The following is a 17,927-nucleotide window of genomic DNA, read 5'->3' as shown; positions in this document are numbered from 1 at the left end:
CCCTTAAAATCTGGGCCAAATTCTATCGGGCTGCCTCCAGGGTGCCCGAAAGCCCCCACCCTCCCCGCGTTCAGCCCACCGATCCACCCCGCCCCGCGCGGGGGCCCACCCGCACATGACTTCCCCCTCCACCCCCCTTTCGTACAAAGACGCCGGCGTAGACATTGATGCGGGCGACGCCCTGGTCGAGCGCATCAAGCCGCTGGCAAAGAAGACCCTGCGCGAGGGCGTGATGGCCGGCATCGGCGGCTTCGGCGCGCTCTTCGAGGTGCCCAAGCGCTACAAGGAACCGGTGCTGGTGAGCGGCACCGACGGCGTGGGCACCAAGCTCAAGCTGGCCTTCGAGTGGAACATGCATGACACCGTGGGCATCGACCTGGTGGGCATGAGCGTGAACGACGTGCTGGTGCAAGGCGCCGAGCCGCTGTTCTTCCTGGACTACTTCGCCTGCGGCAAGCTCGACGTGGACACGGCGGCCGCTGTCGTCGGCGGCATCGCCAAGGGCTGCGAACTCAGTGGCTGCGCACTGATCGGCGGCGAAACCGCCGAGATGCCCGGCATGTACCCGGCGGGCGAATACGACCTGGCCGGCTTCTGCGTCGGCGCGGTGGAGAAGTCGAAGATCCTCACCGGCCAGGGCGTGCAGCCCGGCGACGTGGTGCTGGGCCTGGCCTCGCACGGTGTGCATTCCAACGGCTTCTCGCTGGTGCGCAAGTGCATCGAGCGCGCCGGGGCCAACCTGCCCGCCACCCTGGACGGCCAGCCGTTTCGCGATGCCGTCATGAAGCCGACCCGGCTCTACGTGAAGAACGTGCTGGCCGCGCTGGCCGCGCACCCGATCAAGGCGCTGGCCCACATCACCGGCGGCGGCCTGCTGGAGAACATCCCGCGTGTGCTGCCCGAGGGCACGGCGGCGCACCTGGTCAAAGGCAGCTGGCCGCAGACCGAGCTGTTCGCCTGGTTGCAGAAGACCGCGGGCATCGACGACGTCGAGATGAACCGCACCTTCAACAACGGCATCGGCATGGTGGTGGTGATCGCCGCCGACCAGGCCACGGCCTGCGCCGCCACGCTGCGCGGCCTGGGCGAGACCGTGTTCGAGATCGGCCAGATCGCGCCGCGCGGCGACGGCGCGGCCGTGGTCGTGTCCTGAGCGACCGGGGCGCCCAGGCTCAGAGCAAGGCTTCCGACGGCAGCACGTGCACGCCGGGCGTGGACGCCACCGCGGCCTGCAGCAGGTGCGACGCGATGCGATCAGCGGGCACCACGCGGTAGCGCCTGGGCAGCAGCGGCTGCAACAGCCTGGACACATTCACCGCCAGTTGCTCCAGCGGCCGCCTTTCCTGCCGCTGGCCTCCGATCAGGCCCGGGCGCACCAGCGTGAGTGAGGGGTAGCCCACCGCCTGCAGGTCGCGCTCGGTCTCGCCCTTGGTGCGCGAATAGAACACGCGCGATGCCACGTCAGCCCCCAGCGCGGAATTGAAGGCATAGGCCCGCGCGCCATGGCGGCGCGCAAGGTAGGCCACTTCCAGCGGGTGGTCGTGGTCGACCTTGTAGAAGGCGGCCTGAGAGCCAGCCACGCGAATGGTCGTTCCAAGGGTGCAGACCACCGCGTCCACCGCCCACCAGTCGGCGCCTTCGGGCAGGCGCCAGAAATCCACCACGGGGTTAAGCAGCTTGGGGTGCGGCGCGAGGGGTTTGCGCGTGAGAGCGACCACGCGCGCCACCGCGTCACTGGCCAGCGCCTGCTGCAGCACATGGCTGCCCACCAGTCCGGTGGCGCCCACCAGCATCAGTTGTTTCATCAGTTCAGTGCGCGGCGCAGTTCCTGCAGGCGCTGGGTGATGGCCTCGCGGTCGAGTGCGTCGTCGGTGTGGGCGATGTAAGTTTCCAGGTCACTGACTGCCAGGCGCGCGTCGCCCATCTCCGCCCACGCCAGGCCGCGGTCGCGGTACTCGACCCAGGCATCGGGCAGCAGGATGAGCAGGCGGTCGAGCACGGCGATCAGGCGCAGCCAGTCCTCCTGCGTCTGGTGGATTTCCTTGAGGTTGCGCAGCAGCCGCGCGAGGATGTCGCGCGGCGTGGCGGCCTGCAGGTACAAGCCGACGGGCACATCGAAGTCGTCCACCAGGCCGTTGCGGCGCTTGTAGGGCTCCAGCCGCTCCGACAGATCTTCGCGGCTGAGCGACTGTCCGGTGAAAGGGTCGATCACCACCTGGCCGTTGGGCAGGTTGACCTTGACCATGAAGTGCCCGGGAAAGTTGACCCCCCGCGCCTTCAGGCCCATGCCCTGTGCCAGCTCCAGCCAGAGCACGGCCAGGGTGATCGGAATGCCGCGGCGCGTGCGCAGTACCGCGTTGAGAAAGCTGTTGTCGGGGTCGTAGTAGTTGTTGACGTTGCCGCCAAACCCCATGTCGCGAAAGAAGAACTGGTTGAGCGTGCGCAGGCGCTGCAGCGGGCCGGCGTCGGACGCACAGCGCCTGCGCACGCGCGCGAGCATCTGGTCCACGTCGCCCAACACCTGCTGCACGTCCAGGTCCGGGTATTCGTCCTGCGCGATGGCGGTCGCCGCCTCGAACAGGGGCAGCGCCTCGTCGTCACCCACCAGGGCGGCGAAGTAGCCCAGGGGCGTGGGCGCGGGGAATTCGTACGCGGTGGGCATGGTGGCAATCGTCCGGAACCAGCAGGTTACGTCATTTTCGGACGAATTGCCTCAGGTTCACCCCGGCCAGCAGCAAGGCCAGGAAATACACCAGCACGCCCCCCAGCACGCACAGCGTGAGCAGCCCCACGCGCTGCAGCGCGCGGCCGTCGAAAGCGAGCCAGTTCACCTGGGTGGCGACCCACATCAGGAACACCGCCAGCAGGGCACTGGCCGCCACCACCTGCATACCGAAACGCGCCCAGCCCGGCGAAGGGCTGAAAGCGCCCCGCCGCCGCAAGCCCACCAGCAGGAACAGCGCGTTGACCATCGCACCAATGCCGATGGCCAAGGCCAGGCCGGCGTGGCCGAAGCGGGGCACCAGCACCACATTGAGCAACTGGGTGAGCACCAGCACGCCGATGGCGATCTTCACGGGGGTGCGGATGTCCTGGCGCGCGTAGAAGCCGGGCGCCAGCACCTTGATCGCAATCAGCCCGACGAGGCCCGCACCGTACCCCATGAGCGCGGTCGCGGTGCGCTGCACATCGGTCGCGGTGAAGGCACCGTAGTGGTACAGAACGGCCACCAGCGGTTGTGCGAAGGTCAGCAGCGCCACCGCGCAGGGCACGGCAAAAAGCACCACCAGGCGCAGACCCCAGTCGAGCAGCCCGCTGTAGCGCTCGGCGTCTTCGCCCGCCTTGGCCGCCGCCAGTTGCGGCAGCAGCACCACGCCCAGGGCCACGCCCAGCATGGCGGTGGGGAACTCCATCAGGCGGTCGGCGTAGGTCAGCCAGCTCACGCTGCCCGTGGCCAGGTGCGAAGCGATCTGCGTGTTGATCAGCAGCGATACCTGCGCCACGCTCACGCCCAGCAGCGCGGGCAGCATGAGCGTGGTCACGCGTCGGGTGCCCGGGTGGTTCCACGCCGCCTTCAGGCCCGACCAGCGCAGGCTCACCCGCGGCACCAGCCCGAGGCGGCGCAGGGCCGGAATCTGCACCCCCAGTTGCAGAGCACCCCCCAGCAACACACCGCCGGCCATCGCATAAATGGGCTCGATGCCGAGCGAGCTGAACCAGGGCGCACCCCAGCCTGCCGCGCCGATCATCGCCACGTTGAGCAGCACCGGTGTGGCTGCGGGCACCGCAAAGCGCTTCCAGGTATTCAGGATGCCGGCCGACAAGGCCACAAAGGACATGAAGGCGATGTAGGGAAACATCCAGCGCGTCATGAACACGGCGGCATCGAATCCGGCGTCGTTCAGTCCGCTGGCCATGGCCCAGACCAGCACCGGCGCACCCAGCACGCCGAGCACACAGGTTGCGGTGAGCGCCCAGGCCAGCACGGTGGCGATCTGGTTCACCAGTTCGCGGGTGGCGTCGTCGCCGTCCTTCTCACGGGCGCCGGCCAGCACAGGCACAAAGGCCTGGCTGAAGGCTCCTTCGGCGAACAGGCGCCGCAGCAGGTTGGGGATGCGGAAAGCGACGTTGAAGGCGTCGGTCAGGGCACTGGCGCCAAACGTTGCCGCCATCAGCAGCTCGCGCACAAGGCCCGTGATGCGAGACGCCAGGGTCAGCAGCGAGACGAGGGAGGCGGACTTGAACAGGGTCACGCGGCGAGTGTAACGACCGCCATCGCCACACCCGATGGGGCCGGCAGCCCATCACCCCCGCTCGCGCGCCCCGGCCGCCCCGGGTTGGGCCAGCTTGTCACGCCCCTGCCCCGTGCTAAAATCGCGGGCTTTGCTGGCATCATCCCCAAACACTGAAGGAACCTCACCATGGCAACCAAGCCGAAGAAAAAGAACCCCCGTCTGGCGTCTGGCCGCAAACGCGCCCGCCAGGACGTCAAACTCAATGCAGCCAACACTTCGCTGCGCTCCAAATACCGCACCGCCGTCAAGAACGTCGAAAAAGCCGTTCTGACCGGCGACAAGGCCAAGGCCACCGAACTGTTCGCCAAGATGCAGCAAGTGGTCGACATCGTGGCCGACAAGGGCATCTTCCACAAGAACAAGGCCGCGCGCGACAAGAGCCGCCTGTCGGCCAAGGTCAAGGGTCTCGCAGCCGCTGCTGCCTGATACCACCCCCGGTCTGGCCCCCGCCAGACCACCAGCCCGGGCCCCAGCGGCCTGCCGTTTGAAACGGGTGCGCTGCCAGCAAAAGCAAAAAAGCCGTCGCAAGACGGCTTTTTTGTTGCCCGGCCCGAAAAGGGCTCAGGTGCTTGCGGGAGGAAGGTCGGGGAGCAGGCAGGCTTCGGCCACCTGCAGGCCGTTGTCGCGCGCGAAGTTCATGCAGAAGTCCCAGGCCATGGGCTCGGCCTCGCGCAGGTCCACATGCACCACCACGCACTTCACGCCGTTGATGGTGTTGGGCACGCACCAGGGGGAGTAGCTCAGGTGGCTGCCGGGCTGGGCCCCGCCCGGGCGGAACGAACTCATCACCCCGGCCAGGCGTTCGGCCCAGTCACTGGGGCGGAAGGTGCGTCCGTCCTTCGTGACACCCTGGATGAAGACTTGTTTGGCGGTCGGTGAAACCATGCGGGGGAAAAGCCTTCGGATGGAGGGCCTGACTGGGGAGGAATCCACCCGCGGACCGAGGATCGCTCGCCGGGATGGGCAGCAGGTATTCTATCTTATATAAGACTTGAACCAAGGGATAACCCGGACCCGGCGCGGGCGGCGGGACGCATCTCAGCGATGCCCAACTAGCAATGATGATGCCTGCTTCCTGCCCCTAAAATCGCGCTTCAACGGCTCAACCTTCGTTGAGCCGCTTTCTTTTTGGCCCCTTCACTCCCCCTTCTTCCCGGAGCCCCGCATGAACGCCGCCCCCCAGCCCGTCGCCTCGCCCCACGTGATGAACACCTACGGCCGCCTGCCGATCGCGATGTCGCATGGCCGAGGCTGCCGTCTGTGGGACACCAGCGGCAAGGAATACCTGGACGCGCTCGGCGGCATCGCTGTCAACACCCTGGGCCACGCCCACCCCAAACTGGTGCCCGCCCTGCAGGACCAAGTGGCCAAAATCATCCACTCCAGCAACTACTACCACGTGCCCGACCAGGAACGGCTGGCGCAGATGCTGGTGGAGCGTTCGGGCATGAGCAATGTGTTCTTCTGCAGCACCGGCCTGGAAGCCAACGAAGCCGCCCTGAAGCTGGCGCGCAAGTACGGGCACGACAAGGGCATCGAGCGCCCCGAGATCGTGGTCTACGAGAAAGCCTTCCACGGCCGCTCCATCGCCACGCTCTCGGCCACCGGCAACCCCAAGGTGCAGGCCGGTTTCGGCCCGCTGGTCGAAGGCTTCATCCGCGTGCCGCTCAACGACATCGAGGCGCTCAAGAAGGCCACCGCCGGCAACCCGAACGTGGTCGCGGTGTTCTTCGAGACCATCCAGGGCGAAGGCGGCGTCAACCCCATGCGCGCGCAGTACCTGAAGGACGTGCGCGCCCTGTGCGACGCCAACGACTGGCTGCTGATGATCGACGAGGTGCAGTGCGGCATGGGCCGCACCGGCAAGTGGTTTGCCCACCAGTGGGCCGGCATCGTTCCCGACGTGATGCCGCTGGCCAAGGGCCTGGGCTCGGGCGTGCCGATCGGCGCGGTGGTGGCCGGCCCCAAGGCCGCAAACATCTTCCAGCCCGGCAACCACGGCACCACCTTCGGCGGCAACCCGCTGGCCATGCGCGCCGGGGTCGAGACCATCCGCATCATGGAAGAAGACGGCCTGCTGGCGAACGCCGCGCGTGTGGGTGAGCATCTGCGCGCCGCGCTGGAGAAAGGCCTGGCGGGCCAGCCCGGCGTGAAAGAGATCCGCGGCCAGGGCCTGATGATCGGCATCGAGCTGACCAGGCCCTGCGGCGTCCTCACCCAGCGCGCGTGCGACGCAGGCCTGCTGCTCTCGGTCACCGCCGACAGCGTGATCCGCATGGTGCCGCCTCTGATCATGACCACGGCCGAGGCCGACGAGGTGGCGGGCATCCTGCTGCCGCTGATCCACGCCTTCCTGGCCGATTGAAGCCGCCCGCCATGACGAAGATTTCGCACTACCTGCAGTTCAAGGATCTCGACGCCGCCGCCTACGCCTACCTGTTCGAGCGCGCGGCCTTCATCAAGCGCAAGTTCAAGGCGGTCGAGAAGTACCAGCCCTTCGCCGACCCCGACCGCACGCTGGCCCTGATCTTCGAGAAGGCCAGCACGCGCACCCGCGTGAGCTTCGAAGCCGGCATGTACCAGATGGGCGGCTCGGTGGTGCACCTGACCACCGGCGACAGCCAGCTCGGCCGCGCCGAACCCATCGAGGACAGCGCGCGCGTGATCAGCCGCATGGTCGATCTCGTGATGATCCGCACCTACGAGCAGGCCAAGATCGAGGCCTTCGCCGCGCACTCGCGCGTGCCCGTCATCAACGGCCTGACCAACGAGTTCCATCCCTGCCAGATCCTGGCCGACATCTTCACCTTCCTTGAACACCGCGGCTCAAATTCGGAAGGCAAGCCGGACATGGCTTGCCTGCAAGGCAAGGTCGTCGCCTGGGTCGGCGACGGCAACAACATGGCCAACACCTGGCTGCAGGCGGCCGAGCTGCTGGGCTTCACGGTACACGTGAGCACGCCCGGCGGCTACGAGGTGGACCCGGTGCTCGCCGGCATCACCAACCCGGCTTGCTACAAGGTCTTCGAGGACCCGCGCGAGGCCTGCGCCGGTGCCCACCTGGTCACCACCGACGTCTGGACCAGCATGGGCTTCGAGGCCGAGAACGAAGTGCGCCGCGCGGCCTTCAAGCGCTGGTGCGTGGACGAGGACATGATGCGCGTGGCCCAGCCCGACGCCCTCTTCATGCACTGCCTGCCCGCGCACCGCGGCGAAGAAGTCAGCGCCGACGTGATCGACGGCCCGCAGTCGGTCGTCTGGGACGAGGCGGAGAACCGCATGCACGTGCAGAAGGCGCTGATGGAATACCTGCTGCTCGGCCGCCTGGCCTGAACCTCACGCGCGGTGCCCACACCGCACCGCACCACCCCATGCAAGCCCTGCTCGACGCGATCGCGCGCATCGAATCCGCCAGCGATGCCCGCCGCGTCTTCCACGGCCGCGGCGGCCTGCACCCGGGTTGCGAGCACTGGGCGCTGGACGCCTTCCCGCCGGTCTGGGTGCTCACCAGTTTCGTGCCGGTGGACGACAGCACACTCGCCACCCTGCACCAGGCCTTCACGGCGCGCTGGCAGCAGATCGCCCCTGGCGAAGCGCTGAACTGGGTGTTCCAGTGCCGGCACGAGGGCCGCACCGAAACCCGGCTGATGGCCGGCACCGTGCCCGAGCCGCACGTGGTCAGCGAGGGCGGCGCGCGCTACCGCGTGCATGTGCTCAAGGGCCAGAACCACGGCCTGTTCCTGGACATGGCCGAAGGCCGCCAGTGGGTGCGCGAACACGCCGCCGGCCACAAGGTGCTCAACCTGTTCGCCTACACCTGCGCGTTCTCGGTGGTGGCGCTGCAGGGCGGTGCGAAGCAGGTGGTCAACGTCGACATGAGCGGCGGCGCCATGGCCATCGGCCAGCAGAACCATGCGCTCAACGGGCTTTCGTCCGGTGCAGGATTCCTGGCCCACGACATCTTCAAGACCTGGGGCAAGATCACGCGCGGCGGCCCCTACGGCCTGGTCATCGTCGACCCGCCGAGCTTCCAGAAAGGCAGCTTCGTCGCCACCAAGGACTACCCGCGCCTGCTGCGCCGCCTGCCTGAGCTGCTGCGCCCCGGCGGGCAGGTGCTGCTGTGCCTGAATGCGCCCGAACTGGGCCCGGCCTTCCTGCAGGAACAGATGCAGGCGGCCGCGCCCGAACTGGTCTTCGAACAGCGGCTGCCCAACCCCGTGGCCTTTGCCGACGCGGCGCCCGAGCGCGCGCTCAAGGTGCTGCTGTACCGGGCACCATCCCTCGCCCCCCGAACTCCATGAGCGCCGCCCGGCCGTTCCGAAGGCGCTCGTCCCCGCAGTGCACAGCACGGAGGGTAGTCCAGTGAGCGCCTGCACCACATGCGGCGCCTGCTGCGCCTGCTTCCGCGTCGACTTCTCGGCGCACGAGGGCGAGGACATGGGCGGCCCTGTGCCTGCCGGCCTGGCGGTGGAGGTGAACCACGGCACCCTGCGCCTGCGCGGCACCGACCACTCGCCGCCGCGCTGCGCGGCCCTCACCGGCCAGATCGGCCACAAGGCGCTCTGCGGCATCTACGAATGGCGCCCCTCGCCCTGCCGCGAGTTCGAAGAAGGCAGCGAGGCCTGCGCCCGCGCGCGCCAGCGCCACGGCCTCCCCGCGCTCGACGGCGCGGGCTGAATCTGCCATTTGCTTCAGGCCTCAACTATTTTCGAGGCCTGTTGGGATTAACCGACACCACGGTTTTTTTCAGGGTGCTACCTTCAACGCACCATGAAAAAACTCTGGGACATCTCTCCTCCAGTGCATGCGGGCGCCCCGGTGTTCCCGGGTGACACGGCCTACTCGCAGCAATGGGCCGCCACCATCGGCCCGGGCTGCCCGGTCAACGTCAGCGCGATCACGCTCTCGCCGCACGTGGGCGCGCATGCCGACGCACCACTGCACTACGACGCCCACGGCGCGGCCATCGGTGCCGTGCCGCTGGACGCGTTCATCGGCCCCTGCCGCGTGATCCACGCCATCGGCTGCGGCCCGCTGGTCAAGTCCGAACACATCGCGCACGCGCTCAACGGACTGCCACCGCGCGTGCTGGTGCGTGTGTACGAACGCCAGCCGCAGGATGCGTTCGACAACGCCCTGCCCGCCTTCGCGCCCGAAACCGTGGAGCAACTCGCCGACCTTGACGTGCTGCTCATCGGCATCGACAGCGCCAGCATCGACCCGGCCGACAGCAAGACGCTGGACAGCCACCAGACCATCCGCCGGCGCGGCCTGCGCGTGCTGGAGAACCTGCTGCTCGACGACGTGCCCGAGGGCGACTACGAACTCATCGCCCTACCCCTGAAACTCACCACCGCCGACGCCAGCCCCGTGCGCGCCGTGCTCCGCGAACTCCCATGACCATCACCCTGCAAGACTGCCGCGCGCTCGACGCGCAAGACCCCCTGCGCGCGCTGCGCGATCTGTTCCACATCCCCGAAGGCACCATCTACCTCGACGGCAATTCGCTCGGCGTGATGCCGCGCAGCGCCCCCGCGCGCGTGGCCGACGTGGTGGCGCGCGAATGGGGCAACGACCTGATCCAGAGCTGGAACAAGAACGGCTGGTTCGCGATGCCGAAGAAGATCGGCGACAAGATCGCGCGCCTGATCGGCGCCGACCCCGGCACCGTGGTGGCCACCGACAGCACCTCCGTCAACCTCTTCAAGGTGCTCAGCGCCGCCATGCACCTGGCGCAGGCCGACAGCCCGGGCCGCAGGCGCATCGTGAGCGAGCGCAGCAACTTCCCGACCGACCTCTACATCGCCGAAGCGCTGTGCCGCGAGCACGGCTTCGAGCTCGTGCTGGTCGAACCCGAAGACATCGCCGCCGCACTCACGCCCGAGGTGGCCGTGCTCATGCTCACCCACGTGAACTACCGCACCGGCGCCATGCACGACATGGCCGCCGTCACCGCCGCCGCCCACGCCACCGGCGCGCTCATGCTCTGGGACCTGGCGCACAGCGCCGGCGCCGTGCTGGTGGACCTGACCGCCGCGGGCGCCGACTACGCCGTGGGCTGCGGCTACAAGTACCTCAACGGTGGCCCGGGCGCGCCCGCCTTCGTGTGGGTGAACCCGCGCCACACCGACCGCTTCTGGCAGCCGCTGGCCGGCTGGTGGGGCCACGCCACGCCGTTCGAATTCACGCCCGACTACAAGCCCGCCGCCGGCATCACGCGCTACCAGTGCGGCACCCAGCCCATGATCAGCCTGGCCGCGCTCGAATGCGGCGTGGACACACTGCTGGCCGCCGAGGCGCACGGCGGCATGGCCGCGCTGCGCACCAAATCGCTCGCGCTCACCGACCTGTTCATCTCCTTGGTGGACGAGCGCTGCCAGGGCCACGGCATCGGCCTGGCCACGCCGCTGGACCACACGCAGCGCGGTTCCCAAGTCTGTCTGACCCGTGACCAGGGCGCCTACGCCATCGTGCAGGCGCTGATCGCGCGCGGTGTGGTGGGCGACTTCCGCGCTGGCGACGGCGCGCGCCACAAGGACATCCTGCGCTTCGGCTTCACGCCGCTCTACATCGGCTTCGAGGACGTGTGGCGCGCGGCCGAACACCTGCGCCAGGTGCTCGAAACGGGTGAGTGGCAACGCCCCGAGTTCAACCAGAAACACGCGGTGACCTGAGCATGTGTCCGCACAACCATTCCGAACCGCAGAAGCCCGCAGACATCGTGCGCGAAGAAGGCGCACAGCTCGACTTCAGCCGCGACATGAGCTACGGCGACTACCTGCAGCTCGACAGCATCCTGAACGCGCAGAAGCCGCTCTCGCCCGCGCACGACGAGATGCTGTTCATCATCCAGCACCAGACCAGCGAACTCTGGATGAAGCTCATGCTGCACGAGCTGCGCGCCGCCATCGCGCACATCGCGCAGGACGAACTGCAACCCGCCTTCAAGATGCTCGCGCGCGTGAGCAAGATCATGGAACAGCTGGTGCACGCCTGGGACGTGCTCGCCACCATGACGCCGCCCGAATACAGCGCGCTGCGCCCCTACCTGGCGCAGTCCAGCGGCTTCCAGAGCCACCAGTACCGCTGCATCGAATTCGCCATGGGCAACAAGAACGCCGCCATGCTCAAGCCGCACGCGCACAGCCCCGAGCGGCTGGCCACGGTGCAGGCGGCCTTTGAGGCCCCATCGCTGTACGACGAAGCCCTGCGCCTGCTCTCGCGCCGCGGCTTCAGCGTGCCCGCAAGCCACACGCAGCGCGACTGGACCCAGCCCTACGAAGCCAGCGACGCCGTCGAGCAGGCCTGGCTGCAGGTCTACCGCAACCCCAAGGACCACTGGGACCTGTACCAGCTCGGCGAAGAACTCACCGACCTGGAAGACACCTTCCGCCTCTGGCGCTTCCGCCACGTCACCACCGTGGAACGCGTGATCGGCTTCAAGCGCGGCACCGGCGGCACCGGCGGCGTGAGCTACCTGCGCAAGATGCTTGACGTGGTGCTGTTTCCGGAGATCTGGCGCTTGCGGACGGATCTTTGAGCGGGAGGCACTGCCTGCCAATCAATGGTTTCGCGCGATTCCGGACCATTTCGTTCCTTCGGCTCGCGTACGTCAGGGACCGTTGTGCAGCGGTATCCGACATGGAACGCCTGAGCTGGAACTGCCGCACCCGGCCGCAAGCGGCCAGTCGCTGATGGTGTCGCGTCGCGCCTGCTACCGGTCGTGCGGCTCAATCAGCCAGCGGCCTTGATGAGTTGCAGGACCTCCCGGAACTTCGGGTGCTGGCAATTGCCAAGCCACTCGAACAGCACCATTTCGTGGGTCACGACCGTGGCACCCGCTTGCGACAGCCGGGTCATGGCCGCTGCGTGATCTGCCTGCCGTCGCGAACCGCTGGCATTCGCAACCACCCAGACGCGCTTGCCCGCACGCAGCAAGCCCAGCGCCGTCTGCATCATGCAGACATGGGCCTCGCATCCGGCGACGACGACCTGATCGCCCGTCGGCTTCGCGTCATGCAATGCTTCGATCAGTCCATCGGCACAAGCATCGAAATGCGTCTTGGCCAGCGTGGCCTGGCACTCGGCCCGGATCTTCACGACGTTCGGACCTAGGCCCGTGGGGTTCTGTTCGGTGCCGAGGACAGGGATGTCCAGGACGCGGGCCGCTCGTGCCAACAGGACGCCGTTGGCAACCACTGCAGCCGCGTCGTGGATGGCTGGCATCAGTCGGGACTGGTAGTCCACGAGTACCAGCGCACAGTCCCTCGCTTTCACGGCGTCCATGTTCATGCCTCCCCTGGACGTTCTCCGCGACCCGACGCGCGGCCCAGCAGTTGCCGAAGGTAGGTGTCGAAGAGATCCTGCGACGCCTGCTTGAACATGCGGATCCGCCCCGTGTGGCTGAGCACGAGCAGGCCAACCGAGTGCGCAAAAAGCGCCGTCACTTCTTCCAGGGCGCGCTTCGGGGGCTGCCCCAGTGCCTGCAGGGCATCCTGGACCGGCTGCAACGCGTCACGAAGACGCGCGTTCAGCTTTTCGTTCAGCTCGGGCGTCAACCCACGAGGATTCATGCCCTGGAACAGGTAGAAGCCAAGGTCCAGGTCACGCGGGTTCTCGCGGTAGAAGTCGAAGAACGCTGTTGCCGCAAGTCGCACATGCTCGGCGGCGCCGGTGCGGCCGTCGAGGGCGGCCTGCACCTGCGCATTTAGCCGCTCCAGCGATTCCGACAGCAGGGCACCGTACACCTCTTCCTTGCTGGCGAAGTAGCTGTAGATCGCGCCCACGGTGTAGCCGGCACGCTGAGCGATCTCGCGCATGCTGGTCTTCTCCATGCCCAGGTCGAAGAACGCCGAGCGTGCCGCGTCCAGCACCGCGCGGCGCCGAACGTCGGCCAGCGCCTGCTTGAGCACCTCGCGCGGCTGGGCCGCAGCCCGCTTGGCAGCCGGGCGGCGGGAGGTCGTCGTCGATGTAACCATGGGCCATTGTAAACGTTGACCATTTGCATTGAACAGTGTTTAATTGAGATGCTAAATGTTCAATCTGCCTGGAGACAACCATGCCTGCCGCTTCCTCCGACGCCGTCACCAAAGTCAACCTGATGTCCGGCGACGCCTACCGCGAGTCGCTGCGCCGCTACAAGCCGAAGGTCTTTGTCGATGGTCGCGAGGTGACCAGCGTGGTCGATGACCCGTCGCTGCGCCCCGGCGTCAACGCCCTTGCATTCACCTACGACTACGCTCTGCGCGATGAGTTGGAGCCGATCGCACTGGCCACCCAGACCAGCCGCAACCGGGTCGTCAGCCGCATGCTGCACGTCAACGAGTCGGCAGGTGACCTGCTGAACAAGCTGGAAGCCGTGCGGGTGCTGTGCCAGGAGACCGGCTGCGCACAGCGCTACCTGGCGCACGACGCGCTGAACGGTATCGCCCAGGCCACGGCCCGCATCGACGATGCCAAGGGCAGCACCGAACACCGCGGCCGCTTCGAGGCCTACCTGGCCCATGTGCAGGACAACGACTTGTCGCTCGGCATCGCAATGACCGACGCCAAGGGCGACCGCAGCCGCAAGCCGCACCAGCAGGCCAACCCCGACACCTACGTTCATGTCGTGGAGCGCAGCGCCAAGGGCATCGTCATCAGTGGCACCAAAGCCATCGTCACCGGCGGCCCGTACATGCACGAGTTCCTGGTCATGCCCAGCCGCAACATGGGCCGCGAGGACGCTGACTTTGCGGTGTGCTGCGCGGTGCGTGTGGACGAGCCGGGCATCACCATCGTGTCCCGCCCGGCAGGCCGACCGGGCGAGAAGGTCGAGCATGGCGAGGCGCTGTTCTCGCGCAAGTACGGCCAATCGACCGCCGTCGTGATCTTCGACAGCGTGTTCGTGCCGTGGGACCGTGTGTTTTTCGCCGGCGAATGGGCGTACAGCCATGTGCTGACCTACAGCTACGCCACCCACCACCGGCACAGCTGCATCGCCGCCCGGGCCGGCTTCGGTGACCTGCTGATCGGCGCGGGCGCGCTGATGTGCGAGGCCAACGGGCTGGACCCGAGCAAGAAGAGCAACCTGCGCGACCCGATGGTCGAGCTGATCACCATCACCGAAAGCTTCTTCGCCTGCGGCGTGGCGGCCAGCGTCTACGCGGAGAAGGACCCGCACAGCGGCTCGTTCATGCCCGAGCCGGTGTTCAGCAACATTGGCAAGCTGCTGCTGGCGACCAAGATCTACGACATGCACCGCATCGCGCACGAGGTGTCGGGCGGTCTGATCGTCGCTTTGCCCGGCCCGGACGAGGACCACAACCCGGCCACGGCCGCGAAGTTGTCCGAGGTGCTGCAGGCGACGCCGGACATCCCCTACGACAAGCGCATCCAGACGGCGCGCTTCATCGAAGACCTCACCGCTTCCTACCAGGGCGGCTGGTACTCGGTGATCAGCCTGCACGGCGGTGGCTCACCGGCGGCGATGAAGCAGGAGATCTGGCGCAACTACCCGGTGGGGTCGAAGGTAGAACTCGTGGAGCGTCTGCTGGAGCGCGGCGTGCTGCATGACGAAAAGCGAGGCATAACGAAGAACCGGCAGCCAGGGAAGTGCTGCGACACCGGCTGCACCACGCCGGGCCAACCGGTGATGGTGGCGTTGCCCGAAAGTCGGCGCGCCGGCGTTGCGGAATGAATGACGGCTCCGGCGGGTCGGCCCACTACAGCGAACTTCCGCTGGGGGTCGGGAGCTGTCGGCCACGCGACAAATGTGAATGTCTCAGATCAGTCTCAAGGAGACCCCACCTCCACCGCGCAACTGCCCGGAGCTGCCGACACCCTCCACGGGGCAACCCACGCAGGGCCTACCGCCTCCGATAAGCCCCGCAATGCTTCCCCGTCCATTTCTTGAACGCCCGCTGAAACGTCGGGCTGTCGCTGAAGCCGAGTTCGCTCGCCAGTTGCACCAGCGACACGCGCGAGGTCGACAGGCGCGAGATCGCGAGGTCGCAGCGCAGGTCGTCCTTGAGCCATTGCAGGGAGGTGTGTTCCTGCGCCAGGTGCCGCTGCAGCGTCGAGGGCGAGGTGTGGAGTTTCTCGGCCACCTCTTCCAGTGAAGGCCACTGCGGGTAGCTGCGCATCAGGCAGTTGCGCACCTTGTGGCCCACGGCGCCGAAGTTGCGCGGTGGCGAGATCACCTGGGTGTAGGCGTCGGTGAGGAACACGCGCAGGGCCGGCTCGTCGCGGCTCACGGGGGTCTGCAGTTCCTTGGCGTCAAACCAGAAGCCGAACGCGGCCTGGCCGTAGCGCCGCGGCGCGGGGAACACGAGGTTGTAGCCCTCCTGGGTGTCGGGCTCCGGGTAGGTGAAATCGAAATGCCGGATCGGCAGCGGCGCGTTCAGCAGCCAGGCCGCCAGCCGCCAGAGCACACGCACCATGGTCTCCTGCGCGAACACCGCCGCGTGGCCCGAGGGTTCGATCGACTTCATGTGCAGCCCGGCTTCATCGCCGCTGGCCTGCAGGGAGAAGAACACGTCGTCCTGCAGCAGGTTCAGGGCCGCGGCCATGCGCTTGATGGCGCCGCGCAGGTCGGGTGCGGACAGCCCCTCGCGCGCGGTCAGCGCGAAGCTGCCGGGCTTGAACGGGCGCGAGAACAGGCCCAGGCATTCGTCTTTCGAATCGTGCAGCAGCGCATAGAACAGCGCCACGTACTGCATGGGCGTGACGCCTGCGTAGCCCGGCGCGCGCAAGGCCTCCGGGTCTACCCCGACTTGACGCAGATGGCCATCTATGTCGATGCCCTTGCCTTGCAGCCCCGAAAGCATTCCGAAGACAAACACAGGGGCAATGGAGGCCCCCGTGTTTACCCGAGGTTTTCGGTGTTTGAGGTCTTTTGCCATGGGTTCAAGGTTTTCGGCTATCGCTGGGAAATGGGTGCGAGCCTAGCATCCGCCCCGTCTTCAGCACAAATTTTTCCGGGGCTGTTCGCCCGCTGCACAAAGGACCATCGTTCATGAAGCAAGACGTGTATGTCGTCGGGGTCGGCATGGTGCCGTTCACCAAACCCGGGGCCAGCGAGCCCTACCCGCAAATGGCCGCCAAGGCCGTCAACGCCGCGCTGCGCGACGCCGGCCTGGACTACGCCCAGGTGCAGCAGGCCTACGTGGGCTACGTGTACGGCGACTCCACCGCCGGCCAGCGCGCGCTCTACGAAGTCGGCATGACGGGCATTCCCGTCGTCAACGTCAACAACAACTGCTCCACCGGTTCGTCGGCGCTCTTCCTCGCGCGGCAGGCGGTGAGGAGCGGCGCGGCCGAATGCGTGCTCGCGCTCGGCTTCGAGCAGATGAGGCCCGGTGCACTGGGCGCGGTGTTCACCGACCGCGACAGCCCGTTCCAGCGCTTCGACGACGCGACCGAAGCGCTGGTGGGCCATGGCGAGATTCCGCTGGCGCTGCGCTACTTCGGCGGCGCCGGCCTGGCGCACATGGAAGAGTTCGGCACGCCGATGAACACTTTCGCCAAGATCCGCGCGAAGGCCAGCCGCCATGCGGCCAACAACCCGCTGGCGTTGTTTCGCACCGTGGTGACGGTAGAAGAAGTGATGAACACGCCGGTGATGTGGCCGGGGGTGATGACGCGGTTGATGGCCTGCCCGCCCACCTGCGGCGCGGCCGCGGCCATCGTGTGCTCTGAGGCCTTCGCAAAGAAGCATGGCCTGAACACCACCGTGCGCATCCGCGCGCAGGCCATGACGACCGACGGCCCGCAAACCTTCGGCGCGAAGGACATGCGCGAGGTGGTGGGCTTCAGCATGGCCCGGGCCTGCGCCGAACAGGTCTACGCCGAAGCGGGCCTGGGCCCTCGCGACGTGCAGGTGGTGGAACTGCACGACTGCTTCGCGCACAACGAACTCATCAGCTACGAGGCGCTGGGCCTGTGCGAGCGCGGCGGCGCACAGCAATTCGTGGAAGACGGCGACAACACCTACGGTGGCCGGGTGGTCACCAACCCCTCGGGCGGCCTGCTCTCCAAGGGCCACCCGCTGGGTGCCACCGGCCTGGCGCAGTGCACCGAACTCGTCCAGCAGCTGCGCGGGCAGGCGGACAAGCGACAGGTGCAAGGCGCGCGCATCGCGCTGCAGCACAACCTGGGCCTGGGCGGCGCGTGTGTGGTGACGATGTACGAAAAGGTGGCTGCATGATCGACAGGAAGTTCATCGGTCACCAGCTCCAGCCCTCGGTGCTCACGGTGGACCGCACCCGCCTGCGGTTCTTTGCCAAGGCCATCGGCGAGACCAACCCGGTTTACCTGGACCCGGCTGCCGCGAAAGCCGCCGGCTACGCCGACGTGCCGGCACCGCCCACCTTCCTGTTTGCCGCCGAGCTCGACAGCGGTGCCAACGACCAGTTGCTCGCCGACCTGGGCATCCCGCTGGCCAAGCTGCTGCACGGCGAGCAGTCGTTCCGCTACCACCAGCCGGTGTGCGCGGGCGACACGGTCACCGTGCAGTCGACCATCACCGACATCTACGACAAGAAGGGCGGCCAGCTGGAATTTGCCGTCAAGGACTCGCGCGTGACCAACCAGCGCGAAGAACTCGTCGCCGAACTGCGCACCGTTCTGGTCGTGCGCCACTGAAAAGAGAAA

The 17,927-nt window shown here is 67.4% G+C and carries 19 protein-coding genes; 12 read left to right on the top strand and 7 right to left on the bottom strand.

Translation table 11 applies throughout. The annotated features are described in order from the left end of the window. The first annotated feature begins 115 nt into the window (after positions 1 to 115). Positions 116 to 1,153: a phosphoribosylformylglycinamidine cyclo-ligase gene (gene purM, locus AB7P10_RS06475; RefSeq protein ID WP_428293013.1), complete on the top strand. Its 1,038-nt coding sequence runs from the start codon at positions 116 to 118 to the stop codon at positions 1,151 to 1,153. 19 nt (positions 1,154 to 1,172) lie between these two features. Here purM and AB7P10_RS06470 read toward each other — a convergent pair whose 3' ends face one another. From AB7P10_RS06470 to murJ, 3 genes are read right to left on the bottom strand one after another with little or no spacing between them, the layout of a single operon-like run. Then, the gene (locus tag AB7P10_RS06470; RefSeq protein ID WP_428293012.1) at positions 1,173 to 1,805 is read right to left on the bottom strand and encodes an NAD-dependent dehydratase; all 633 of its coding nucleotides are present in this window, start codon (positions 1,803 to 1,805) and stop codon (positions 1,173 to 1,175) included. After that, entirely contained in the window at positions 1,805 to 2,662 is an 858-nt protein-coding gene (locus tag AB7P10_RS06465) for a SirB1 family protein (protein ID WP_428293011.1), read from the bottom strand. The genes AB7P10_RS06470 and AB7P10_RS06465 overlap by 1 nt, the downstream gene beginning before the upstream one ends. Positions 2,663 to 2,693: 31 nt before the next feature. After that, positions 2,694 to 4,253 (bottom strand): murein biosynthesis integral membrane protein MurJ, encoded by a 1,560-nt coding sequence (gene murJ / locus AB7P10_RS06460; RefSeq protein ID WP_428293010.1) that lies wholly within the window; start codon positions 4,251 to 4,253, stop codon positions 2,694 to 2,696. A 168-nt stretch (positions 4,254 to 4,421) separates the two neighbouring features. On the opposite strand from murJ, the gene rpsT reads away from it, so the two are divergent. Next, complete coding sequence (rpsT, locus tag AB7P10_RS06455) at positions 4,422 to 4,721, top strand: 30S ribosomal protein S20 (RefSeq protein WP_159592314.1); 300 nt, start codon at positions 4,422 to 4,424, stop codon at positions 4,719 to 4,721. Positions 4,722 to 4,856: 135 nt separating this feature from the next. Here the strand turns inward: rpsT and AB7P10_RS06450 are convergent, their stop codons facing one another. Continuing rightward, complete coding sequence (locus tag AB7P10_RS06450) at positions 4,857 to 5,180, bottom strand: DUF3579 domain-containing protein (RefSeq protein WP_428293009.1); 324 nt, start codon at positions 5,178 to 5,180, stop codon at positions 4,857 to 4,859. Between the two features lie 280 nt (positions 5,181 to 5,460). On the opposite strand from AB7P10_RS06450, the gene AB7P10_RS06445 reads away from it, so the two are divergent. The 7 genes from AB7P10_RS06445 (at position 5,461) to kynA (ending at position 11,835) form a co-directional block, all read left to right on the top strand. Continuing rightward, a complete protein-coding gene (locus AB7P10_RS06445; RefSeq protein ID WP_428293008.1) occupies positions 5,461 to 6,660 on the top strand; it encodes an aspartate aminotransferase family protein in 1,200 nt (399 codons plus the stop codon). 11 nt (positions 6,661 to 6,671) lie between these two features. Continuing rightward, positions 6,672 to 7,628 (top strand): ornithine carbamoyltransferase, encoded by a 957-nt coding sequence (argF, locus tag AB7P10_RS06440; RefSeq protein WP_428293007.1) that lies wholly within the window; start codon positions 6,672 to 6,674, stop codon positions 7,626 to 7,628. 38 nt (positions 7,629 to 7,666) lie between these two features. After that, the gene (locus AB7P10_RS06435) at positions 7,667 to 8,596 is read left to right on the top strand and encodes a class I SAM-dependent methyltransferase (RefSeq protein WP_428293006.1); all 930 of its coding nucleotides are present in this window, start codon (positions 7,667 to 7,669) and stop codon (positions 8,594 to 8,596) included. A 61-nt stretch (positions 8,597 to 8,657) separates the two neighbouring features. Further along, positions 8,658 to 8,972 (top strand): YkgJ family cysteine cluster protein, encoded by a 315-nt coding sequence (locus AB7P10_RS06430; protein ID WP_428293005.1) that lies wholly within the window; start codon positions 8,658 to 8,660, stop codon positions 8,970 to 8,972. 93 nt (positions 8,973 to 9,065) lie between these two features. Beyond that, a complete protein-coding gene (kynB, locus tag AB7P10_RS06425; RefSeq protein ID WP_428293004.1) occupies positions 9,066 to 9,695 on the top strand; it encodes an arylformamidase in 630 nt (209 codons plus the stop codon). Beyond that, positions 9,692 to 10,969 carry a kynureninase gene (gene kynU / locus AB7P10_RS06420; protein ID WP_428293003.1) on the top strand — a complete coding sequence of 426 codons (1,278 nt, stop codon included), beginning with the start codon at positions 9,692 to 9,694 and terminating at the stop codon, positions 10,967 to 10,969. Before kynB ends, kynU begins: the two co-directional genes overlap by 4 nt. 2 nt (positions 10,970 to 10,971) lie before the next feature. Next, positions 10,972 to 11,835, top strand: a complete 864-nt coding sequence (gene kynA / locus AB7P10_RS06415; RefSeq protein WP_428293002.1) for a tryptophan 2,3-dioxygenase — start codon at positions 10,972 to 10,974, stop codon at positions 11,833 to 11,835. Between the two features lie 194 nt (positions 11,836 to 12,029). Here kynA and AB7P10_RS06410 read toward each other — a convergent pair whose 3' ends face one another. Both AB7P10_RS06410 and AB7P10_RS06405 read right to left on the bottom strand, forming a co-directional pair. Beyond that, positions 12,030 to 12,581, bottom strand: coding sequence for a hydrolase (locus AB7P10_RS06410; protein WP_060985373.1), 552 nt, complete (start codon positions 12,579 to 12,581; stop codon positions 12,030 to 12,032). A gap of 2 nt (positions 12,582 to 12,583) precedes the next feature. Further along, a complete protein-coding gene (locus AB7P10_RS06405; protein ID WP_060985374.1) occupies positions 12,584 to 13,273 on the bottom strand; it encodes a TetR/AcrR family transcriptional regulator in 690 nt (229 codons plus the stop codon). Between the two features lie 80 nt (positions 13,274 to 13,353). On the opposite strand from AB7P10_RS06405, the gene AB7P10_RS06400 reads away from it, so the two are divergent. Further along, entirely contained in the window at positions 13,354 to 14,973 is a 1,620-nt protein-coding gene (locus AB7P10_RS06400; RefSeq protein ID WP_079367227.1) for a 4-hydroxyphenylacetate 3-hydroxylase family protein, read from the top strand. Between the two features lie 169 nt (positions 14,974 to 15,142). Here the strand turns inward: AB7P10_RS06400 and AB7P10_RS06395 are convergent, their stop codons facing one another. Beyond that, positions 15,143 to 16,117, bottom strand: coding sequence for an AraC family transcriptional regulator (locus AB7P10_RS06395; RefSeq protein WP_428293001.1), 975 nt, complete (start codon positions 16,115 to 16,117; stop codon positions 15,143 to 15,145). Between the two features lie 173 nt (positions 16,118 to 16,290). On the opposite strand from AB7P10_RS06395, the gene AB7P10_RS06390 reads away from it, so the two are divergent. Together AB7P10_RS06390 and AB7P10_RS06385 are read left to right on the top strand one after the other, a co-directional pair. Next, positions 16,291 to 17,481 carry a lipid-transfer protein gene (locus AB7P10_RS06390; protein ID WP_428293000.1) on the top strand — a complete coding sequence of 397 codons (1,191 nt, stop codon included), beginning with the start codon at positions 16,291 to 16,293 and terminating at the stop codon, positions 17,479 to 17,481. Further along, positions 17,478 to 17,918, top strand: a complete 441-nt coding sequence (locus tag AB7P10_RS06385; RefSeq protein WP_428292999.1) for a MaoC family dehydratase N-terminal domain-containing protein — start codon at positions 17,478 to 17,480, stop codon at positions 17,916 to 17,918. Before AB7P10_RS06390 ends, AB7P10_RS06385 begins: the two co-directional genes overlap by 4 nt. Positions 17,919 to 17,927 lie beyond the last annotated feature (9 nt).

The organism is Hydrogenophaga sp., assembly GCF_050182545.1.
Lineage (GTDB): Bacteria > Pseudomonadota > Gammaproteobacteria > Burkholderiales > Burkholderiaceae_C > Hydrogenophaga.
Note: the sequence above shows the minus strand (reverse complement) of the source record. Positions and strands in the feature narration are given on the sequence as shown.

Coding starts and splice junctions, on each gene's coding strand:
- AB7P10_RS06405 (WP_060985374.1), bottom strand. CDS start 13,273: ATGGTTACATCGACGACGACCTCCCGCCGCCCGGCTGCCAAGCGGGCT.
- AB7P10_RS06400 (WP_079367227.1), top strand. CDS start 13,354: ATGCCTGCCGCTTCCTCCGACGCCGTCACCAAAGTCAACCTGATGTCC.
- AB7P10_RS06445 (WP_428293008.1), top strand. CDS start 5,461: ATGAACGCCGCCCCCCAGCCCGTCGCCTCGCCCCACGTGATGAACACC.
- AB7P10_RS06435 (WP_428293006.1), top strand. CDS start 7,667: ATGCAAGCCCTGCTCGACGCGATCGCGCGCATCGAATCCGCCAGCGAT.
- kynA (WP_428293002.1), top strand. CDS start 10,972: ATGTGTCCGCACAACCATTCCGAACCGCAGAAGCCCGCAGACATCGTG.
- kynB (WP_428293004.1), top strand. CDS start 9,066: ATGAAAAAACTCTGGGACATCTCTCCTCCAGTGCATGCGGGCGCCCCG.
- AB7P10_RS06385 (WP_428292999.1), top strand. CDS start 17,478: ATGATCGACAGGAAGTTCATCGGTCACCAGCTCCAGCCCTCGGTGCTC.
- AB7P10_RS06470 (WP_428293012.1), bottom strand. CDS start 1,805: ATGAAACAACTGATGCTGGTGGGCGCCACCGGACTGGTGGGCAGCCAT.
- argF (WP_428293007.1), top strand. CDS start 6,672: ATGACGAAGATTTCGCACTACCTGCAGTTCAAGGATCTCGACGCCGCC.
- purM (WP_428293013.1), top strand. CDS start 116: ATGACTTCCCCCTCCACCCCCCTTTCGTACAAAGACGCCGGCGTAGAC.
- kynU (WP_428293003.1), top strand. CDS start 9,692: ATGACCATCACCCTGCAAGACTGCCGCGCGCTCGACGCGCAAGACCCC.
- AB7P10_RS06450 (WP_428293009.1), bottom strand. CDS start 5,180: ATGGTTTCACCGACCGCCAAACAAGTCTTCATCCAGGGTGTCACGAAG.
- rpsT (WP_159592314.1), top strand. CDS start 4,422: ATGGCAACCAAGCCGAAGAAAAAGAACCCCCGTCTGGCGTCTGGCCGC.
- AB7P10_RS06465 (WP_428293011.1), bottom strand. CDS start 2,662: ATGCCCACCGCGTACGAATTCCCCGCGCCCACGCCCCTGGGCTACTTC.
- AB7P10_RS06410 (WP_060985373.1), bottom strand. CDS start 12,581: ATGGACGCCGTGAAAGCGAGGGACTGTGCGCTGGTACTCGTGGACTAC.
- AB7P10_RS06390 (WP_428293000.1), top strand. CDS start 16,291: ATGAAGCAAGACGTGTATGTCGTCGGGGTCGGCATGGTGCCGTTCACC.